At 74.2% G+C, this 17,261-nt stretch carries 18 protein-coding genes and 1 riboswitch; of the genes, 8 read left to right on the top strand and 10 right to left on the bottom strand.

What is annotated here, in order from left to right:
- The 4 genes from G6553_RS16710 to G6553_RS16725 all read right to left on the bottom strand — a co-directional run bounded on the left by G6553_RS16710 (position 1) and on the right by G6553_RS16725 (position 4,281).
- Positions 1-1,632 carry an ABC transporter permease subunit gene (locus G6553_RS16710; RefSeq protein ID WP_166195532.1) on the bottom strand — a complete coding sequence of 544 codons (1,632 nt, stop codon included), beginning with the start codon at positions 1,630-1,632 and terminating at the stop codon, positions 1-3.
- A complete protein-coding gene (locus G6553_RS16715) occupies positions 1,629-2,690 on the bottom strand; it encodes a thiamine ABC transporter substrate-binding protein (protein WP_166195535.1) in 1,062 nt (353 codons plus the stop codon). Before G6553_RS16715 ends, G6553_RS16710 begins: the two co-directional genes overlap by 4 nt.
- Positions 2,680-2,787, bottom strand: a riboswitch (TPP riboswitch). (Overlaps the previous gene by 11 nt.)
- A gap of 7 nt (positions 2,788-2,794) precedes the next feature.
- Positions 2,795-3,712: an RNA polymerase sigma-70 factor gene (locus G6553_RS16720; protein ID WP_166195538.1), complete on the bottom strand. Its 918-nt coding sequence runs from the start codon at positions 3,710-3,712 to the stop codon at positions 2,795-2,797.
- Entirely contained in the window at positions 3,709-4,281 is a 573-nt protein-coding gene (locus tag G6553_RS16725) for a carboxymuconolactone decarboxylase family protein (protein WP_166195540.1), read from the bottom strand. The genes G6553_RS16720 and G6553_RS16725 overlap by 4 nt, the downstream gene beginning before the upstream one ends.
- 102 nt (positions 4,282-4,383) lie before the next feature.
- Here G6553_RS16725 and G6553_RS16730 point away from each other — a divergent pair, with 102 nt between their 5' ends.
- Both G6553_RS16730 and G6553_RS16735 read left to right on the top strand, forming a co-directional pair.
- Positions 4,384-5,319, top strand: coding sequence for an alpha/beta hydrolase (locus G6553_RS16730; RefSeq protein ID WP_166195543.1), 936 nt, complete (start codon positions 4,384-4,386; stop codon positions 5,317-5,319).
- A complete protein-coding gene (locus G6553_RS16735; RefSeq protein WP_166195546.1) occupies positions 5,316-5,759 on the top strand; it encodes a GNAT family N-acetyltransferase in 444 nt (147 codons plus the stop codon). The genes G6553_RS16730 and G6553_RS16735 overlap by 4 nt, the downstream gene beginning before the upstream one ends.
- 132 nt (positions 5,760-5,891) lie before the next feature.
- Here the strand turns inward: G6553_RS16735 and G6553_RS16740 are convergent, their stop codons facing one another.
- The 4 genes from G6553_RS16740 to G6553_RS16755 form a co-directional block, all read right to left on the bottom strand.
- The gene (locus tag G6553_RS16740) at positions 5,892-6,971 is read right to left on the bottom strand and encodes an MBL fold metallo-hydrolase (RefSeq protein WP_166195549.1); all 1,080 of its coding nucleotides are present in this window, start codon (positions 6,969-6,971) and stop codon (positions 5,892-5,894) included.
- 22 nt (positions 6,972-6,993) lie between these two features.
- Positions 6,994-7,809: an SDR family oxidoreductase gene (locus G6553_RS16745; RefSeq protein WP_166195552.1), complete on the bottom strand. Its 816-nt coding sequence runs from the start codon at positions 7,807-7,809 to the stop codon at positions 6,994-6,996.
- A complete protein-coding gene (locus tag G6553_RS16750; RefSeq protein ID WP_166195555.1) occupies positions 7,806-8,927 on the bottom strand; it encodes a diacylglycerol kinase in 1,122 nt (373 codons plus the stop codon). The genes G6553_RS16745 and G6553_RS16750 overlap by 4 nt, the downstream gene beginning before the upstream one ends.
- A 172-nt stretch (positions 8,928-9,099) precedes the next feature.
- Positions 9,100-10,302: an NADH:flavin oxidoreductase gene (locus G6553_RS16755; RefSeq protein WP_347565775.1), complete on the bottom strand. Its 1,203-nt coding sequence runs from the start codon at positions 10,300-10,302 to the stop codon at positions 9,100-9,102.
- Between the two features lie 49 nt (positions 10,303-10,351).
- Here G6553_RS16755 and G6553_RS16760 point away from each other — a divergent pair, with 49 nt between their 5' ends.
- The 3 genes from G6553_RS16760 (at position 10,352) to G6553_RS16770 (ending at position 13,424) form a co-directional block, all read left to right on the top strand.
- Complete coding sequence (locus G6553_RS16760; RefSeq protein WP_242680578.1) at positions 10,352-11,155, top strand: putative protein N(5)-glutamine methyltransferase; 804 nt, start codon at positions 10,352-10,354, stop codon at positions 11,153-11,155.
- 158 nt (positions 11,156-11,313) lie between these two features.
- On the top strand, positions 11,314-12,165 hold the full coding sequence (kynA, locus tag G6553_RS16765; RefSeq protein WP_166195558.1) for a tryptophan 2,3-dioxygenase: 852 nt from the start codon (positions 11,314-11,316) through the stop codon (positions 12,163-12,165).
- Entirely contained in the window at positions 12,162-13,424 is a 1,263-nt protein-coding gene (locus G6553_RS16770) for an aminotransferase class V-fold PLP-dependent enzyme (protein ID WP_166195561.1), read from the top strand. Before kynA ends, G6553_RS16770 begins: the two co-directional genes overlap by 4 nt.
- On the opposite strand, the gene G6553_RS16775 is transcribed toward G6553_RS16770, so the two are convergent.
- Complete coding sequence (locus G6553_RS16775; RefSeq protein WP_166195563.1) at positions 13,390-13,728, bottom strand: DUF3140 domain-containing protein; 339 nt, start codon at positions 13,726-13,728, stop codon at positions 13,390-13,392. The two genes, G6553_RS16770 and G6553_RS16775, sit on opposite strands and share 35 nt — an antisense overlap.
- Entirely contained in the window at positions 13,725-14,201 is a 477-nt protein-coding gene (locus G6553_RS16780) for a hypothetical protein (protein ID WP_166195566.1), read from the bottom strand. The genes G6553_RS16775 and G6553_RS16780 overlap by 4 nt, the downstream gene beginning before the upstream one ends.
- A 134-nt stretch (positions 14,202-14,335) precedes the next feature.
- On the opposite strand from G6553_RS16780, the gene G6553_RS16785 reads away from it, so the two are divergent.
- Genes G6553_RS16785 through xylB form a run of 3 tightly spaced genes read left to right on the top strand, consistent with a single transcriptional unit; the run spans position 14,336 to position 17,225 of the window.
- The gene (locus G6553_RS16785; protein ID WP_166195569.1) at positions 14,336-14,812 is read left to right on the top strand and encodes a DUF4383 domain-containing protein; all 477 of its coding nucleotides are present in this window, start codon (positions 14,336-14,338) and stop codon (positions 14,810-14,812) included.
- Positions 14,813-14,830: 18 nt separating this feature from the next.
- On the top strand, positions 14,831-15,811 hold the full coding sequence (locus G6553_RS16790) for an aldose epimerase family protein (RefSeq protein WP_166195572.1): 981 nt from the start codon (positions 14,831-14,833) through the stop codon (positions 15,809-15,811).
- Positions 15,812-15,842: 31 nt separating this feature from the next.
- The gene (gene xylB, locus G6553_RS16795) at positions 15,843-17,225 is read left to right on the top strand and encodes a xylulokinase (protein ID WP_166195575.1); all 1,383 of its coding nucleotides are present in this window, start codon (positions 15,843-15,845) and stop codon (positions 17,223-17,225) included.
- The last annotated feature ends 36 nt before the right edge of the window (positions 17,226-17,261 follow it).

The raw sequence follows: 17,261 nt of genomic DNA on the forward strand, positions 1-17,261 counted from the left end.
CTAGAACGCTCCGAGGGAGGGGACGCGCAGCCGCTCGACCGCGAGCATGACGACGGCGGTGGTGGCGGCGAGGACGACGGAGGCGGCCAGCGCCATGCCGTAGCCCATCGCGCCCGGGCTGCCGATGAGCCGGAAGATGACGACCGGGACGGTGGCCCGGTCCTCCCGGGCGAGGAACGCGGTCGCGCCGAACTCCCCGAGCGAGGCGGCGAACGCGAAGCCGGCCGCGGCGAGCAGCGGCCGCCAGACCACCGGCAGGTCCACGGTGGCCAGCGTGCGCAGCGACCCGGCGCCGAGCGAGGCCGCCGCCTGGCGCTGCCGGTCGTCGATGCCGCCGAGGACCGGCACGATGGTGCGGACCACCAGCGGCAGGGCCACCAGTGCCTGGGCGACCGGCACGAGCAGCGCGGAGTCACGCAGGTCCAGCGGAGGCCGGTCGAGGGTGATGAGGAAGCCGAAGCCCAGCGTGACCGCCGAGACCCCGAGCGGGAGCATGAAGAACCCGTCGAGCACCGACCGGACCCGCCGCTCCCCCGGCGTCCGGGACCGCCGCGTGACGACGACGGCGACGACGAGGCCGAGCAGCAGCGCCATCCAGGTGGCGTCGACGGCCGTGCGCAGCGAGGTCGCCAGCGCCTCGGTCACCGGCACGAGCAGCGCCCCCTCACCGGTGGTCTGGAGGGCGCGGTAGTTGCCCAGGCTCCACTCGTCCCCGACCCGCAGCGAGCCGACCACCAGCGTGGCGATCGGCGCGGCGACCAGCGCGAGCAGCGCCAGCGTCGCGGCGACCTGCGGCCAGTCGGAGCGGCGTACGGCGCGGGGCCGGGCGGTCCGCCGGGCGACGGCCGGGTCCGGCACGGTCCGCAGCCGGGCGGCGAGCGCGAGCAGCGCGGTGATCGCGACCAGCTGGACCACGGAGAGCGCGGCGGCTGCCTGGAGGTCGAGCAGGTTGGTGGTGAGCAGGTAGATCTCGGTCTCGACCGAGGCGTAGCGCAGCCCGCCGAGGGTCAGGACGACCCCGAACGACGTCGCGCAGAACAGGAACACCACGCTCGCGGCCGACACGATCGCCGGCCGCAGCGCGGGCAGCGTGACGGTGCGCAGCACTTGCGCCGGCGACGCCCCGAGCGCGGCGGCCGCCTCGGCGGGGCGCGGGTCGAGCCCCTCCCAGGCGGCGCCGACGCTGCGGATCACGACCGCGACGTTGAAGAACGCCAGGCCCGCGACGATCGCGACCGGCGTGCCGTCGAGGCCGAGACCGCCGAGCGGTCCAGCCTCGCCGAGCAGCTGCCGGAAGGCGACGCCCACCACGACGGTCGGGAGCACGAACGGCACCAGCAGCGCCGCGCGCACGACCCGGCGCAGCGGGAGGTCCAGGCGGTGCAGGGCGTACGCCGCCGGGAGCCCCAGCAGCACCGAGACCACGGTCGCCACCGCCGAGGACCAGAGCGTGAACCACACGACCCACCCGGTCCGCGGGCGGGTGAGCACCTCGAGCACCCCGCCGGGGTCGAAGGCGCCGTCCGGCCAGAAGCCGCGGGCGACCATCCCCGCCACGGGCAGCACGAAGAACACGCCGAGCACCAGCACCGGCCCGAGGGCCAGGCCGAGCAGGGCGAGCGTGCGCCTCATCGGGACGTGACGTCGCTCCACTCGCGGAGCCAGTCGTCGCGGTTCTCGGCGATCTCCGCCGGGTCCACGTCGTACGCCGTCTCCGGCTGCTCGGCGAACCGGGCCCAGTCGGCGGGCAGCTCGACGTCGTCGCGGACCGGGAAGACGTACATCGAGTCCGGCAGCGCCTCCTGGACCTCGGGGCCCATCAGGAACTCCAGCAGCGCCGTGCCGCCGTCGGGGTTCGCGGCGCCCTCCAGCAGCCCGGCGTACTCCACCTGGCGCACGCAGGTGTCGAGCAGCGCGCTGGTGGTGGTGCCGCCGTCGCCGTCGAGGGTGAAGGCCGGCGAGGAGTCGTAGGAGACGACGATCGGCCGGTCGCCCTGGCCGCCGCCCTGGGTGAAGTCGACCTGGTAGGCGTCCGACCAGCCGTCGACGAGCTTCACGCCGTTGCCGAGCAGCCGCTCCCAGTAGGCCGGCCACTCCTCGCCCTCCTCGGCGATCGTGGCGAGCAGGAACGCCAGGCCCGGCGAGCTCGTGGTCGCGCCCGGGACGACGGTGAGGTCGCGGTAGGCCGGCTCGGTCAGGTCCGCCAGCGTCCGCGGCGGCTCGACGCCCTCCCGCTCGAACCAGGTGTCGTCGACGTTGACGCACACGTGGCCGGTGTCGACCGGGACCAGGTCGTCGCTCGCCTCGAGGTCGTACGCCGCTGCGCCGGCGGGCCGCTCGACGTCGGTGTCGGCGAGCACGCCCTCGTCGAGCGCCCGCGAGGCGAAGGTGTTGTCGATGCCGAACACGACGTCGCCGATCGGCCGTTCCTTGGTCAGCACCAGGCGGTTGGTCAGGGAACCCGCGTCACCGGCGCTGCGGACCTCGAGCCGGAAGCCGGACTCCTCCGCGAAGCGGTCCAGCACCTCCTCGGGCAGCGTGAACGACTCGTGGGTGACCAGCACGACCTTGCCAGGCGAGCCGTTCGCGTTCTCCTCCTCCTCACCTCCCCCGACGAGCGAGCAGGAGGCGAGGGCGGTGGTGGCTACCCCCGCCGTCAGGACGGACGCGAGCGCGCGCACGGATCTCATGGTGACTCCCTTCGCCGGTGCTAACCGGAGCAGGTTCGAGGGTCTGCAGCTCTTCTGCACTCTCAGCACGCCTGCGCGTGCTCCCCTGTCGTGTGCTGGCGACCCTAGCGTGCGAGCACCACGGGCTCGCCGGGGTGTCCGAGGCGTGCCAGCTTGTCCGGGTTGCGCACGAGGTAGATGCCGCGCACGACCCCCTCCTCCACGAGCAGCGTGGCGACCGTGTCGAGCACCCCGTCGACGACGAAGCGCAGCGCCGGCGCGCCGTTGACCTCGACCGCGTCCATCGCCAGGTCGCCCTCGGTCGGCATGACGCCGAGCAGGAAGCGCAGCACCTTGTCGCGCCCGAGGATCGGCCGCAGCGCCGCCGAGCGCAGCCCGCCGCCGTCGCTGGTGAGCACCACGTCCGGCGCGAGCGCCTCGACCAGCGAGGCCAGGTCGCCGGTCGCCGCCGCGGCGAGGAACCGGTCGACGACGACCCGCTGCTCGGCGCGGCTCACGCCCACCCGCGGCCGCCGCGCCTCGACGTGGCCGCGCGCCCGGTGCGCGACCTGGCGCACCGCGGCCGGCGACTTGTCCAGGGCGGCCGCGATCTCGTCGTACGGCACGTCGAAGACCTCGCGCAGCACGAACACCGCCCGCTCGGTCGGTGTCAGCGTCTCCAGCACCAGCAGCATCGCCGTCGAGACGCTGTCGGCCAGCTCGACGTCGTCGGCGACGTCGGGCGCGGTGAGCAGCGGCTCGGGTAGCCACGGCCCGACGTAGGACTCCTTGCGGCGAGCGAGCGTGCGCAGCCGGTTGAGGCTCTGCCGGGTGACGACGCGGACGAGGTAGGCGCGCGGGTCGCGGACCCCGTCGAGGTCGACCTCGGCCCAGCGCAGCCAGGCGTCCTGGAGGACGTCCTCGGCGTCCGCGGCCGAGCCGAGCATCTCGTAGGCGACGGTGAAGAGAAGGTTGCGGTACGCCGCGAAGGCCGCGGCGTGGGGCTCGTCGTGGGGCTCGGCGTGGGGCTGGTCGTGCGTCACGGGCGGACCGTAGCGAGCGGGAGCTCGCAGACGTCGGAGAACCCCTGGCTCTCGAGGCCGGCGGCGAAGTTGAACCGGGAGCGCATGTTCTCCAGCGCTACCATCTGCGTCAGCTCGACGACGGCCGGCACGCCGAGCCGCTCGACGAGGCCGGCCACCATGTCGTCGGTGACGCGCAGCGGGGTCTCGCTCATCGCCTCGGCGTAGTCCATGACGTCACGCTCGAGGTCGGTGAAGACCGCCGACTCCCGCCAGCGCGGCACCTCACGGACCTTGGCGGTGTCGAGGCCCTCGTCGTGGGCGAGGAAGTAGCCGAAGTCCAGGCACCAGCTGCAGCCGATCGTGCCGGCGCTGGCCAGCAGCGCGTAGGACTTCAGGTGCGGGTCGAGCGCGTCGAACCGCGCCACCTTCGACTCGAACGACAACACCGCCCGCAACGCCTTGCGGTGGTGCCACAGGACGTAGGCGTTGTCGGGGACCTGGCCGTAGGTGCGGCGGGCGTAGGCCTCCATCACCTTCGCGTAGAGGCCGCTGGCGGTGGCGCGGGGGATGCGGAACGTGCTGGGCATGGTGCTCTCCTCGTCGGCGGCTGGTGCGTGATCTGCCCTGGAGACACCGGCCGGCCGCTGCGTGTGACATGCGGCTGCGGGTGACGTGTGAGAGTTGCGCCCGTGCCGTCGCTGACCCACCAGGCGCTCGCCTGGGCCCTCCCCCGCCTGCGCAAGTCGCGCGACCTCGACTCCGCTGGTGCTGGCTCCCTGGCAGCCGAGCGCGCGCGGATCGAGGCCTGGCACCGGTCCACGGCGGGCGACCCGATGCCCACCAACGCCGTGACGCGGTTCGAGCGCCGCTTCGTGGTGAGCCGCGAGGAGGTCCCGGCTGCGGGCGGGTCGTTCCCGGCGTACGTCCTGGCGGCGCGGGGCGCCACCCCTTCGCGGACCGTGGTCTACGTGCACGGCGGGGGCTACACGGCGGGGATCGACCCGTTCCACGTGCGGTACGTCGCGCGGCTGGCCGACCGGCTCGGCGTGCGGGTCGTGCTGCCGGACTACCCGCTGGCGCCCGAGCACACCTGGCGCGACTCCCACGACGCGCTCGTCGACCTGACCGCGTCCTGGGTCTCCCGCTCGCCCGGTGGCGCCGTGCTCGCCGGCGACTCCGCCGGTGGCGGGCTCGCCCTCGCGCTGGCCCTGTCCCTGCGCGACCGCGGGCTGCCGCAGCCCGACCGGCTGCTGCTGCACGCGCCGTGGGTCGACCTGTCGACGAGCACGCCGGAGACCGAGGAGTACGACGCCGTCGACCCGTGGCTGTTCCTCGGCAAGCTGCGGGCGTACGCCGCGTGGTGGGCCGGCTCGGAGGCCGACCTCACCCGCCCCGAGGTCTCGCCGGCGCTCGGCGACCTGGCCGGGCTGCCGCGCGCGCTGGTCTTCCAGGGGACCCGTGACCTGCTGACGCCGGGCACCCGGCTGCTGGCCCGGCGGGCCGCCGAGGCCGGGTGGGACCTGACCTACGTGGAGGAGCCGGGGCTGCTCCACGTCTACCCGCTGCTCCCGCTCGTGCCCGAGGCGCGGCGCGCGTGGCGGCGTACCGAGGCGTTCCTGCGATGACCGTCCGCACGATCGCCGTCCCCTTCGACCGGCTCGACCCGCACGCCGTGTACGCCGTCGCGCAGCTGCGGCAGCAGGTCTTCGTCGTCGAGCAGGAGTGCCCCTACCCCGACCTCGACGGCCGCGACGTCGAGGACGGCACCCGCCACGTGCTGCTGCTCGACGACAGCACCGGCTCGGCCCTCCTCGGCTACGCCCGCGTCCTCGACGACGGCGACGTGTGGCGGATCGGGCGGGTCCTCCTCGACGTCCCCGCCCGCGGGCAGGGCCTCGCCGACGTCGTCATGCGCACCGCCCTGTCCGTCTGCCGCGGCCGTGACGTCGTCCTCGACGCCCAGTCGCCCCTCGCCCGCTGGTACGCCACCTTCGGCTTCGTCGTCGACGGCCCGGAGTTCGTCGAGGACGGCATCCCGCACGTCCCCATGCGCCTGTCGGTGTGACCCCTGGGGCTGGTGGGGCTGCCGGTGTCATCAGCATCCCAAGTCAACCTGGGAAACCGACGCTTCCCTGCCATTGCGATGGCCGCAGAGCACGCACATCCCAAGTGAACTTGGGATGCTGGCGCGCCGTCCTCAGACCGCCGCGAACACGACCCCGTCGGGCGAGTCGGTCCGGGTGGCCTGACGCCGGGCGACGAGCAGCTCGAGGTGGGCCTTGGTCTCCATGGCGGCCATGCCGCGGCTGAAGACGTCGAGGGTGTCGTAGGGGTGCTCGTGGCGGGTCCAGCCCAGGTGCCCGGCGACCTGGTGGGCGGTGAGCGGGCCGGAGGACAACGCGGCGAGCGAGTCGGCGAGGCGGGTCTCGTGGTGGGCGAGCAGCTCGTCGACGCGGGCGTGCGAGGACGGCGCGACCGGGCCGTGCGCGGGCAGGATCGTCAGGTCGGGCAGCGAGCGGACCTTGGTCAGCGAGGCCATGAAGTCGCCGAGCGGCTGGTCGTCCATCGGCATGGTGAAGCCGATCGACGGGGTGATCGTCGGGAGCACGTGGTCGCCGGCGAAGAGCAGGCCGGCGTCGCGCTCGGCGTACACGTAGTGGCCCGGGGTGTGGCCAGGGGTGTGCACGGCGTCGACGGTGCGGGCGCCGACGGACAGCGAGGTGTCGCCGTCGAGCCAGGTGTCGGCGAACGCCCAGTGGGTGGGGTCGGGCAGCTGGTCGTCGTCACCTTCCTGCCCAGGGCTGTTCCACTCCGCCGCCAGCTCGGCGGCGCCGGCGGTGCGCAGCGCGCCGGCGAAGGGGTTCTCCGTCATCGACGCGGCGTCCTGCAGCAGCTCCAGCGCGGGCCGGTCGCCGAGGCCGAGCGCCACGTCGACGCCGAGCTCGGTGCCGAGGACCCGGGCGAGGGTGTAGTGGTCACGGTGCACGTGGGTGACGAGGAACCGCCGGATGTCGCCGAAGCCGGCGCCGATGCCGCGCAGCGACCGGTCGAGCAGCTCGCGGGCCGGCGGGATCGCCCAGCCGCCGTCGACCAGGGTCAGCCCGTCGTCGGCGACCAGCACGTAGACGTTGATCGCCTTGAGCCCGTCCATGGGCAGCGGCAGCGGGATCCGGAAGATCCCCTCGGACACCTGCCAGGCGCCCTCGGCGGTCCAGTGCTCGCCGGAGTCGGGCGAGACGGCGTGGGCGGTCGAGGTACCGGGTCCCGTGGTGGTCACGGCGGCGACCCTACGGACAACCTCACGCCGACACGTCGGGCAGTCCCAGGTCCAGGTTGGGCGCCTGGATGCCGCCGTCGACCTCGAGCAGCTTGCCGGTGACGTACTGCCCCGCGCGCGAGCTCAGGTAGACCACGGCCGCCGCGATGTCCTCGGCCTCGCCGACGCGGCCGAGGGGGGTCTTGGTCTCGAGCTGGTCCATCATCTCCGGCACGCCGGCCACGAACTCCAGCGCGCTCGTCATCACCGACCCGACGTAGATGCCGTTGACCCGGATCGACGGCGCGAGGTCGGTCGCCGCGAGCCGCGCCCAGTGCGCGAGGGCGGCCTTGGCGGTGCCGTACGCCAGGTAGCCGCGGCCCGCGGAGCGTCCCATCATCGAGCTGATCACGGTGATCGACTTCTGGCCCTCGGCGCCGGACTGCTCGGACTTCAGCATCAACGGCACCGCGGCGACGCTCAGCGCGTGCGCGGTGGTGACGTTGAAGTGGAACGCCTCCTCGAGGTAGTCCGGCGTCGTGTCGAGGAACGCGTTCGGGATCGTGCCGCCGACGTTGTTCACGACCGTGTCGAGCCGGCCGAAGGCGTCGTACGCCGCGTGCGCGAGGCCGGCGACCGCGTCGAGGTCGCTGAGGTCGGCCGGTACGACGACGGCGCGGCGCCCGACGGCACGGATCCGCTCCGCGACCTGCTCGAGCTGGCCGGCCGTCCGCGCGGAGACGACGACGTCGGAGCCGGACTCCGCCAGCGCGACGGCCGTGGCGGCGCCGATCCCGCGGCCGGCGCCGGTGACGACCGCGACCTGGTCGGTGGTGGTGAACCGGTCGAGGATGCTCATCGGCCCGCCTGTCCCGGAGTGCCGGTGACCAGGCCGCGACCGGTGACCAGGGGGAGGTCGACCGCCCGGACGATGCCGGGCTCGGCGGCGACGACGGCCGGCAGCGCGTTCACGATCCGCTGGGCGGTGGTGATCATGCCGCTGACGTTGTGGTCGCCGTGCTCGCCGGAATGGACGAAGTCGACCTGCATCATCGGCTCGCCGGTGATCCGCACGCGGTAGCAACCGTCGGTGCCGGCCGGCGGGCGCTCCCAGTCGTCGTGCTCGCTGGCGTCGGTGCGGGTGACGTGCTCGAGGACGACCCGCGGCACCCCGTCGACCTTGCCGATGACCTGGAAGCGCACCGCGCCGAGCGTGCCGGCGGCGATGTCGCCAGAGACCGACGCCGTGTCGCGGGCGGCCGGCCGGCGGTCGACCTCCTCGGTCAGCGGCTCGTCGAGGGTGACCTCGAGCGCGGCGGCGATCTGGCGCACGACGCTGCCCCACGCCATCGACAGGATGCCGGGGTGCCACAGCATGCCGAGCTCGTCCATCGGCTTGCCGAAGCCGAACATCTCGCCCATGACGACCGGCTGGTAGTACGTCGAGTAGTCGCACACCTCCATCACGCGCACCTCGTCGATGCGCTGCGACAGGCTGGTCATCACCAGCGGCAGCACGTCGTTGGCGAAGCCGGGGTCGATGCCGTTGACGTGCAGGCTCGCCCCGCCCCGGCGGCAGGCCTGCTCGATCCGGTCGATGAACTCCGGCGGCAGGATCCCCTCGGGCCACTGCAGCAGGACCGGCCCGCTGCTGGTGACGTTGATCCCGGCCTCGACGAAGCCGATGAGGTCCTCGATGCACTCGAAGACCCGGTCGTCGGCCATCGCGGTGTGCACGATCGCGTCCGGCGCCAGCGCGATGAGCGCGTCGCGGTCGGTGGTGGCCGGGATGCCCAGCTCGCGGCCCAGCTCGGCCAGCTCGCCGGCGTCCTTGCCGTCCTTGGCCGGGTTGGACACCCACACGCCCACCAGCTCGAGGTCGGGGTGGGCGTCGATGCCGGCGATCGCGTGCCGACCGATGGTGCCGGTCGACCAGACGACCACGCGCAGGGGCTTCTCCGGGATGACCTGTGACATGGCGCACAACCTAGAACACGTTCTAGAATTGCGGAAGGGGTCGGTCGCGGCGGCTCATGTAACGCACAGTTGCAGACGGTGTAGGCACGTTGCAGCGCACCTACGGAGCAGCGGACAGTCCGTTACATGTCCAGCCGGCGCGCGGGACCAACCGGGGCAAGCAGGGGCCGGCTCAGGCGGAGGCCGGGGTGCCGGCGATCTCCAGGGCGACGGGGCAGCGGGTGCCGCCGTCGGCGTAGATGGTGGGCATGCAGCGGTTGCAGTGGATGCAGACGCCCTCGCGGGCACGGCCCTCCTGCATCCGGTTCAGCAGGTCGGGCTCGCGGAGCAGCGCCCGGCCCATGGCGACGAACTCGAAGCCGTCCGCCATCGCCTGCTGCATGGTCTCGAGGCGGTTGACGCCGCCGAGGAACATGAGTGGCAGCGAGAGCGCCTCGCGGAACTGCAGCGCCTTGTCGCGGAAGTAGCCCTCGGTGAAGTCGTAGGACTTCATGAACGAGCGGCCGACCGGCGTGCGCATGCCGAGGCGGACCGGCAGCGGCATGGCGGCGGCGAACTCCGCGACCGGGGTCCCGCCGCGGAAGAGGTACATCGGGTTCATCAGCGAGCTGCCGCCGGAGAGCTGCATCGCGTCGAGGTTGCCGTCGGCCTCGAGCAGCCGCGCGACCTCCAGGCCGGCCTCGGTCGTGACGCCGCCCTTGAAGCCGTCGGAGGAGGAGAGCTTGGCGGTGACGGCCACCTCACCGCCGACCTCCTCGCGCACGGCGCGGGCGACCTGGCGGGCGAGCCGGGCGCGGTTCTCCAGCGAGCCGCCCCAGCGGTCCTTGCGGCGGTTGAGCCCGGGCGCGAGGAAGGAGGAGATGAGGTAGCTGTGCGCCATGTGCAGCTCGAGCACGTCGAACCCGGCGCGCACCAGCAGCCGGGCGGCGGCGACGTACGCCTTGGTCACGCGGGTCAGGTCGGCCTCGGTCGCCGAGCGGATCATCTGCATCGACAGCGGGCTCGGCATCCCACTGGCGGCGATCGCCTTGACGCCGTTCGAGCGGCCGTTGGCGACCGGGCCGGCGTGGCCGACCTGGCCGGCGATCGCCGCACCCTCGGCGTGGACCGCGTCGGCGAGGCGCGTGAGCCCGGCCAGGGTGTCCTCGCCGACGACGACGACCTCGCGGTGGGTGCGCCCCTCCGGCGCGACCGCGAGGTAGGCGACGGTCGTCAGGCCGACCCCGCCGCGCACCGGCGCGAGGTGGTAGTCGATCAGCTCGTCGGTCACATGCCCGTGCGGCGTGCGGCCCTCGAACGTCGCCGCCTTGACCGTGCGGTTGCGCAGCCGCACCGGCCCGAGGGTGGTGGGCGAGAAGACGTCGGGAGTAGCCACGGCCAAAACTGTAACGCGTTCTACCCCCGCTCCCGGCAGGATGAACGGCATGGACATGGTGGCCCGGCTGCGTGCGGCGGGCTGCGTGTACGCCGAGGAGGAGGCCCGGCTCCTGGTCGAGGCGGCCGCCGACGAGGCACACCTCGAGCGCCTCGTCGGAGCCCGGGCCGCCGGCACGCCGCTGGAGCAGCTGCTCGGCTGGGCGGAGTTCGCGGGGCTGCGGATCGCGGTCGCGCCGGGCGTCTTCGTCCCGCGACGGCGCACGACGCTGCTGGTGCGGCTGGCGGTGTGCGCGGCGGACACGGCCGGCCCCGGGGCGGTCGTCGTCGACCTGTGCTGCGGCACCGGCGCGGTCGCCGCGGCCGTGCGGGCGGCACGGCCCGACGTCGAGGTGCACGCCGCCGACGTCGACCCCGCGGCCGTCGCCTGCGCGCGCAGCAACCTGCCGCCCGGGACGGTCCACGAGGGCGACCTGTTCGCGGCGCTCCCCCACCACCTGCGCGGCCGGGTGGACGTGCTCGTCGCCAACGCGCCGTACGTCCCCAGCGGCGACCTCGCCCTGCTGCCGCCCGAGGCGCGCGACCACGAGCACCGGGTCGCGCTCGACGGCGGGGAGGACGGGCTCGCCGTGCAGCGCCGGGTCGCGGAGGAGGCCGGGCCCTGGCTGTCGCGCGGCGCCACCGTCCTGGTCGAGACCGGGCGGCACCAGGCCCCGCGGTCGGCGGGCCTGCTCCGCGGCGTGGGGCTCGCCGCCGAGGTGGTCACCGACGACGAGGTCGACGGCTGCGCGGTGCTCGGCACTGTGACCGGCGCCGTGGCGGGCTCAGGGTCGGGCGCGGTCCAGACCGCCTGAGGTGGACGTTTCAACCACCCGGCGGAACGGGGACAAGGACCGGCGTCGACGGCTCCCCGCCGGGGAGGCCGCGCAGCACCCTGGGGGCGTGCTGCGCCGAGGGAGCCGTCGACCAGGGAGCGCCCGTGACCCGCCCCGAGCCGGGATACGGTCGCTGCATGACCGGCACCCCGGAGCGACCCCTCGAGGAGGGCGTCCGCACCGACTTCCACGGCGCGATGAGCTACGGCCGCTACCTCGACCTCGAGCGGCTGCTTTCCGCCCAGCACCCGCGCAGCGTCCCGGAGCACCACGACGAGATGCTCTTCATCGTCCAGCACCAGACCTCCGAGCTGTGGCTCAAGCTGGTCCTCCACGAGCTCCGCGAGGCCCGCGCGCTGATGGACGCCGACCGGCTGGAGCCGGCGCTGAAGTGCCTCGCCCGGGTCAAGGCCATCCAGCGCACGCTCATCCAGCAGTGGTCGGTGCTGGCGACGCTGACCCCGCGGGAGTACGCCGAGTTCCGCGGGGCGCTCGGCAGCAGCTCGGGCTTCCAGTCCCACCAGTACCGCGCGGTCGAGTTCGTCCTGGGCAACAAGTCCGCGGCGATGCTCAAGGTCTTCGAGTCCGAGCCGGAGGCGCACGCCCTGCTCACCACGCTCCTGGAGGAGCCGACGTTGTACGACGCGTTCCTGCGCCTGCTCGCCCGCCGCGGGCTCGACGTGCCGGCCGACGTGCTCGAGCGCGACGTCCGCGAGCCGTGGGCGTTCCGCGAGGACCTCGTCCCGGTCTTTCGCCGCGTCTACGAGGAGCGCGACCTGCCGTGGGGGCTCTACGAGGCGTGCGAGGACCTCGTCGACCTCGAGGACAACGTGCAGGAGTGGCGCTTCCGCCACCTGCGCACGGTGCAGCGCACGATCGGTTTCCAGCGGGGCACCGGCGGCTCCTCGGGCGTCGGGTTCCTGCGCAAGGCGCTCGACCTGACCTTCTTCCCCGAGCTGTACGCCGTGCGCGGCGAGGTGGGCGCGTGACCGCGGCGAGGACGGGCCGGCCGACCTCGGCCGAGCTGGACGCGCGCGACCCGCTGGCGGCGTACCGCTCGCGCTTCGTCGGCGCCGACGACCCGGCCGTGGTCGCCTACCTCGACGGCAACTCGCTGGGCCGGCCGGTCGCGACGGTCGCGGAGCGGCTGACGGCGTTCGTCGAGGGCGCCTGGGGCGACCGACTGATCCGCAGCTGGGACGAGGCGTGGATGGACGAGCCGACGCGGGTGGGCGACCGCCTGGGCCGGATCGTGCTGGGCGCGGCGCCGGGCCAGGTCGTCGTCGGCGACTCGACCTCCGTGCTGCTCTACAAGCTGCTGCGCGCCGCGGCCGCCGCCCGGCCGGACCGCCGCGAGGTGGTCGTGGACCGCGACAACTTCCCCACCGACCGCTACCTCCTCGAGGGCGTCGCCGGCGAGTGCGACCTGACGATCCGCTGGGTCGAGGCGGACCCGGACGGCGGCGTGACCGTCGACGACCTGGCGCCGGTGCTCGGCGAGGACACGGCCTTCGTGCTGCTCAGCCACGTCGCGTTCCGCTCCGGCCACGTCGCCGACGGCCCCGCCGTCACCCGCCTGGCCCACGACGCCGGCGCGCTGGTCGTGTGGGACCTCAGCCACTCCGCCGGCTCGGTCGAGGTCGCGCTCGACGCCTGGGGCGCGGACCTCGCGGTGGGCTGCACCTACAAGTACCTCAACGGCGGCCCCGGCTCCCCCGCCTTCGCCTACGTGCGCGCCGACCTGCTGCCGGACGTCCAGCAGCCGCTGTGGGGCTGGATGGGCCACGCCGACCCGTTCGCGATGGGTCCGTCCTACGAGCCGGCGCCCGGCATCCGCCGGATCCTCACCGGCACCCCGCCGGTGCTCGCGATGCAGCCGCTGCAGGCGATGCTCGACCTGCTCGAGGAGGCCGGCATGCCGGCGGTGCGCGTCAAGGCCATGGCCCTGACCGAGCACGCCGTCGCGCTGGCCGACGAGCGGCTGGCGGCGTACGACGTCCGCCTGGCGAGCCCGCGGGACCCGGCCGCGCGCGGGGCGCACGTGATGCTCGAGCACCCGGCGTTCCGCGAGGTGACCGCCCGCCTGTGGCAGCAGGGCGTCGTGCCCGACTTCCGCCCGCCGGCCGGGCTGCGGATCGGGCTGTCGCCGCTGAGCACGAGCTTCGCGGAGGTCGAGCGCGGGATCGACGCGGTGGCGGCGGCGCTCGCCGAGCTCACGTCTTCGTCGGGTCGTGGCCCCAGTTCATGAGCGAGTAGCGCCAGTCGCTGTGCTCGACGTCCTTGTCCGGACCCTGCGCGAGGTGCCGGTGGACGTAGCCGACGACCTTGCGCATGTGGGCGACGTCGTCGTCGGTGAGGTCGCCCTTGTTGGTCCGCAGGATCTCGACGATCCGCTTGCCGGACCTGTGGCCGGTCGACTCGCCGCTGCCGCCGGACTTCTGGCCGACGGCCTGGGACTCGTCGGTCCCCAGCCACGTCTCGAGCTCGGAGGCGGTCATGTTGACCGCCTGCTTCCAGTCCTCCCAGACCCCGTCGAGCCCGTCGGCGGTCATCGCTGCACCTGGACCAGCGGGCCGAGGGTCTTGCCGAAGTCGGCGTCGTCGTCGCCGGCCTGGCTGTCCACGCCCAGGCAGACGAGCAGCACGGCGCCGATGAGCGCGACCGCGGAGATGCCGTGCATCGCCATCGCGGCGGTCGGGATGCGGTCCTCGACCGTCGGCTCGGCGTCCTTGCGAGCCTTGAGCGTCTTGACGAGCAGCACGTCGCCGATGCCTGCGCCGGCGATGAGCACCGCGAGGGTGAGCCACGCCAGCGACTGCTGGCCGGCGGCGAGGTAGCCGATCCACAGGCCGAGGCCCGCGAGGCCGAACAGCGGGTGCACGAACAGCGCCAACGGGGGCAGCTTCGAGGCCAGCTGTCCGGGCTCGGCCTCGGCCCGTGACCGGGCCGCACCGAGGGTGAAGCTGAACATGTAGGCGCCGCCGAAGGCGGTCAGGACCCACAGTCCCAGCACCAGCTGTGCCATCTCGTCTCCTCCTGGAGCAGTCGTGCCGTCACCGTCGCGGTGCCCACCCGGCGCTTCCCCACACGCCGTCTCGCACCGCCCGGCTCCGGGTACTCCCCAGGCGTCCCTTCCCCTGATCCACCCAGGAGCCCTCCATGGACGCCACCCACACCGGACCGACCGGGCCGCCCACGGGCGTGCCGTTCCTCCGCACCGCCGCCCTCGTCGTCGGGGCCGGGTTCCTGCTCGTCGGCATCGCCGGCTTCATCCCGGGGATCACCACGAACTACGACGAGATGGCCTTCGCCGGCCACGAGTCCCGCGCCGAGCTGCTCGGCATCTTCCAGGTCTCGGTCCTGCACAACCTCGTGCACGTGCTGTTCGGCGTCGTCGGCCTCGCCGTCGCACGCAAGGCCACCGCGTCCGCGGCGTACCTCGTCATCGGCGGGCTCGTCTACCTCGCGCTCTGGGGCTACGGCCTGGCGGTCGGCCACCACAGCGACGCCAACTTCGTGCCGCTCAACGACGCCGACAACTGGCTGCACCTCGGTCTCGGCATCGCGATGCTCGCGCTCGGCTTCGCGGGTTACCGCGCACTCCGCGGGCCCGTCGGCGGGCAGTACCCCGCCTGAGGCCTAGCCTCGGCGGTCGTGACCGACCGCGAGGAACCGACCGAGCAGCTGCTGGAGCTGGGCAGCGACGACCTGCGCCTCACGCTGGCGACCCTCGGCGCGCGGGTGCACCGCCTGCGGGTGCGCGACGCCGAGGGCGCCTGGCGCGACGTCGTGCTCGGCCTGCCGCGGGTCGCCGACGCCCTCGACGACGACGCCTACCTCGGCGCGACGGTCGGCCGCTACGCCAACCGCATCGCCCGCGGTGAGCTGGTCGTCGACGGCACGACGCACGCCCTGGCGACCAACGACGGCGGCCACACCCTCCACGGCGGCCCGGACGGGTTCGACCGCCGGACATGGACCGTCGTCGAGGTCGGGCCGGCCGCCGCCGAGCTGGAGCTGGTCAGCCCCGACGGCGACCAGGGCTTCCCGGGGACGGTGACGGTGCGGGCGCGCTTCGAGGTGCGCGGCCGCACGCTGCGCACGTCGTACGCCGCGACGACGGACGCGCCGACCGTGGTGTCGCTCTCGAGCCACGCCTACTACCGCCTCGGCGGGGAGGACCTGGCCGGTCACGAGCTGACCCTGCACGCCGACGCCTACCTCCCGGTGGTCGACGGCGTGCCGACCGGCGAGGTGGCCGACGTGACCGGCACGCCGTTCGACCTGCGGGCCGGCAGGCGGCCGGCGGCCGACCTCGACCACCCGTTCGTCGTGCGCGGCTGCGGGTCCGGCGAGGACGAGTGGGCGCCGGGCGGGCCGCTGCGCGAGGTCGCCGTGCTCCGCGGCCACGGGCTCGTGCTGACCGTGGCGAGCGACCAGCCGGGCGTGCAGGTCTACACGGGCGGGGCGTTCAGCGGCCGCTTCCACGCCCCTGGCGCGGGCGTCGCGATCGAGCCACAGCTGCACCCGGACAGCCCGCACCACGCCGGCGAGCCGGGCTGGCCCTCGGCGGAGCTGCGCCCGGACGGCACGTACCGGTGGACCTCGGACATCTCGGTGACACCGGACCGTTGACTTTAGTTCGAGTGTCGTACTTAATAGCCGGGTGACCCTCGTCCTCGGCGTCGACACCTCGACCCAGTCCACCAAGGCGCTGCTCGTGGACGCTGACGACGGCACCGTCGTCGACAGCCGGTCGGTGCCCCACCCGCCCGGCACGGAGGTCGACCCGCGCGCCTGGCTGACGGCGTACGACGAGGCGGTGGCCGGCCTCGACGACGGCCGTGGCGCCGAGCGGGCCGAGGCGGTCGCGGTCGGCGGCCAGCAGCACGGCATGGTCGCGCTCGACGAGGCCGGGGAGCCGGTCCGCGACGCGCTGTTGTGGAACGACACCCGCTCGGCCTCCGCCGCCACCGAGCTCATCGCCGAGCTGGGGGGGCCGCAGGCCTGCGCCGACGCGATCGGCAGCGTGCTGGTCGCGTCGTTCACCTCGACCAAGCTGCGCTGGCTGCGCGACGCCGAGCCGGAAAACGCGGGCCGCGTCGCGCGCGTGCTGCTCCCCCACGACTACCTCTCCGCCCACGTCGCCGCGCCCGGCACCGAGCCGTTCACCGACCGCGGCGACGCCTCCGGCACCGGCTACTTCGGCACCCCCGCCGGCACCTGGCGGCCCGACCTCGCCGAGGCCGCGCTGGGCCGGCCCTTCGCGCTCCCCCGCCTCGTCGCCCCCGGCACGGCCGCGGGCGAGACCACCACCGGCGCCGTGCTGGCCGGCGGCACGGGCGACAACGCGGCCGCTGCGCTCGGTCTCGGCCTCGAGACCGGTGACGTGCTCATCTCGATCGGCACGTCCGGTGTGGCCTGCGCGGTCAGCCCGGTGCCCGTGGCCGACGGCAGCGGCGCGGTGGCCGGGTTCGCCGACGCCCACGACGGCTTCCTCCCCCTCGTCGCGACCGTCAACGCCGCACAGATCCTGGACCTGCAGGCCCGCTGGCTCGGCGTGGACCACGCCGGCCTCGCCGACCTCGCGCTGGCGTCGACCCCCGGCGCCGGCGGAGTCACGCTCCTGCCCTACTACGGCGGCGAGCGCACCCCCAACCGGCCCGGGGCCACCGGCACCTGGGCCGGCCTGACCCCGCGCACCACCCGCGAGGACCTCGCCCGCGCCGCTTTCGATGCGCTGCTGTGCTCGCTCGCCGACGCCGTCGACCACCTCGTCGCCGCCATGGGCCGACAGCCGCGCCGGATCCTCATGGTCGGCGGCGCCACCCGCTCGCCTGCCGTCCGCGCGCTCGCCCCGGCCGTCCTCGGCCAGTCCGTCGTCCTGCCCCCGACCGGGGAGTACGTCGCGCTCGGCGCCGCCCGGCAGGCGGCCTGGGCCCTCACCGGCGAGCTGCCGGCCTGGACCCTCGCCGACGCCGAGACCTTCGAGGCCGACCCCACCCCGCACGTGCGCGAGGCCTACGCCGCCTTGCGCGACCGCACCTGAACCACTGCACGCCCGCCACCCCACCCACTCGGAAGG

The sequence above is a fragment of the Nocardioides sp. IC4_145 genome (assembly GCF_011250565.1).
Classification (GTDB): Bacteria; Actinomycetota; Actinomycetes; order Propionibacteriales; family Nocardioidaceae; genus Nocardioides.

Coding starts and splice junctions, on each gene's coding strand:
- G6553_RS16710 (WP_166195532.1), bottom strand. CDS start 1,632: ATGAGGCGCACGCTCGCCCTGCTCGGCCTGGCCCTCGGGCCGGTGCTG.
- G6553_RS16715 (WP_166195535.1), bottom strand. CDS start 2,690: ATGAGATCCGTGCGCGCGCTCGCGTCCGTCCTGACGGCGGGGGTAGCC.
- G6553_RS16725 (WP_166195540.1), bottom strand. CDS start 4,281: ATGCCCAGCACGTTCCGCATCCCCCGCGCCACCGCCAGCGGCCTCTAC.
- G6553_RS16735 (WP_166195546.1), top strand. CDS start 5,316: ATGACCGTCCGCACGATCGCCGTCCCCTTCGACCGGCTCGACCCGCAC.
- G6553_RS16745 (WP_166195552.1), bottom strand. CDS start 7,809: ATGAGCATCCTCGACCGGTTCACCACCACCGACCAGGTCGCGGTCGTC.
- G6553_RS16750 (WP_166195555.1), bottom strand. CDS start 8,927: ATGTCACAGGTCATCCCGGAGAAGCCCCTGCGCGTGGTCGTCTGGTCG.
- G6553_RS16760 (WP_242680578.1), top strand. CDS start 10,352: ATGGACATGGTGGCCCGGCTGCGTGCGGCGGGCTGCGTGTACGCCGAG.
- kynA (WP_166195558.1), top strand. CDS start 11,314: ATGACCGGCACCCCGGAGCGACCCCTCGAGGAGGGCGTCCGCACCGAC.
- G6553_RS16775 (WP_166195563.1), bottom strand. CDS start 13,728: ATGACCGCCGACGGGCTCGACGGGGTCTGGGAGGACTGGAAGCAGGCG.
- G6553_RS16780 (WP_166195566.1), bottom strand. CDS start 14,201: ATGGCACAGCTGGTGCTGGGACTGTGGGTCCTGACCGCCTTCGGCGGC.
- G6553_RS16785 (WP_166195569.1), top strand. CDS start 14,336: ATGGACGCCACCCACACCGGACCGACCGGGCCGCCCACGGGCGTGCCG.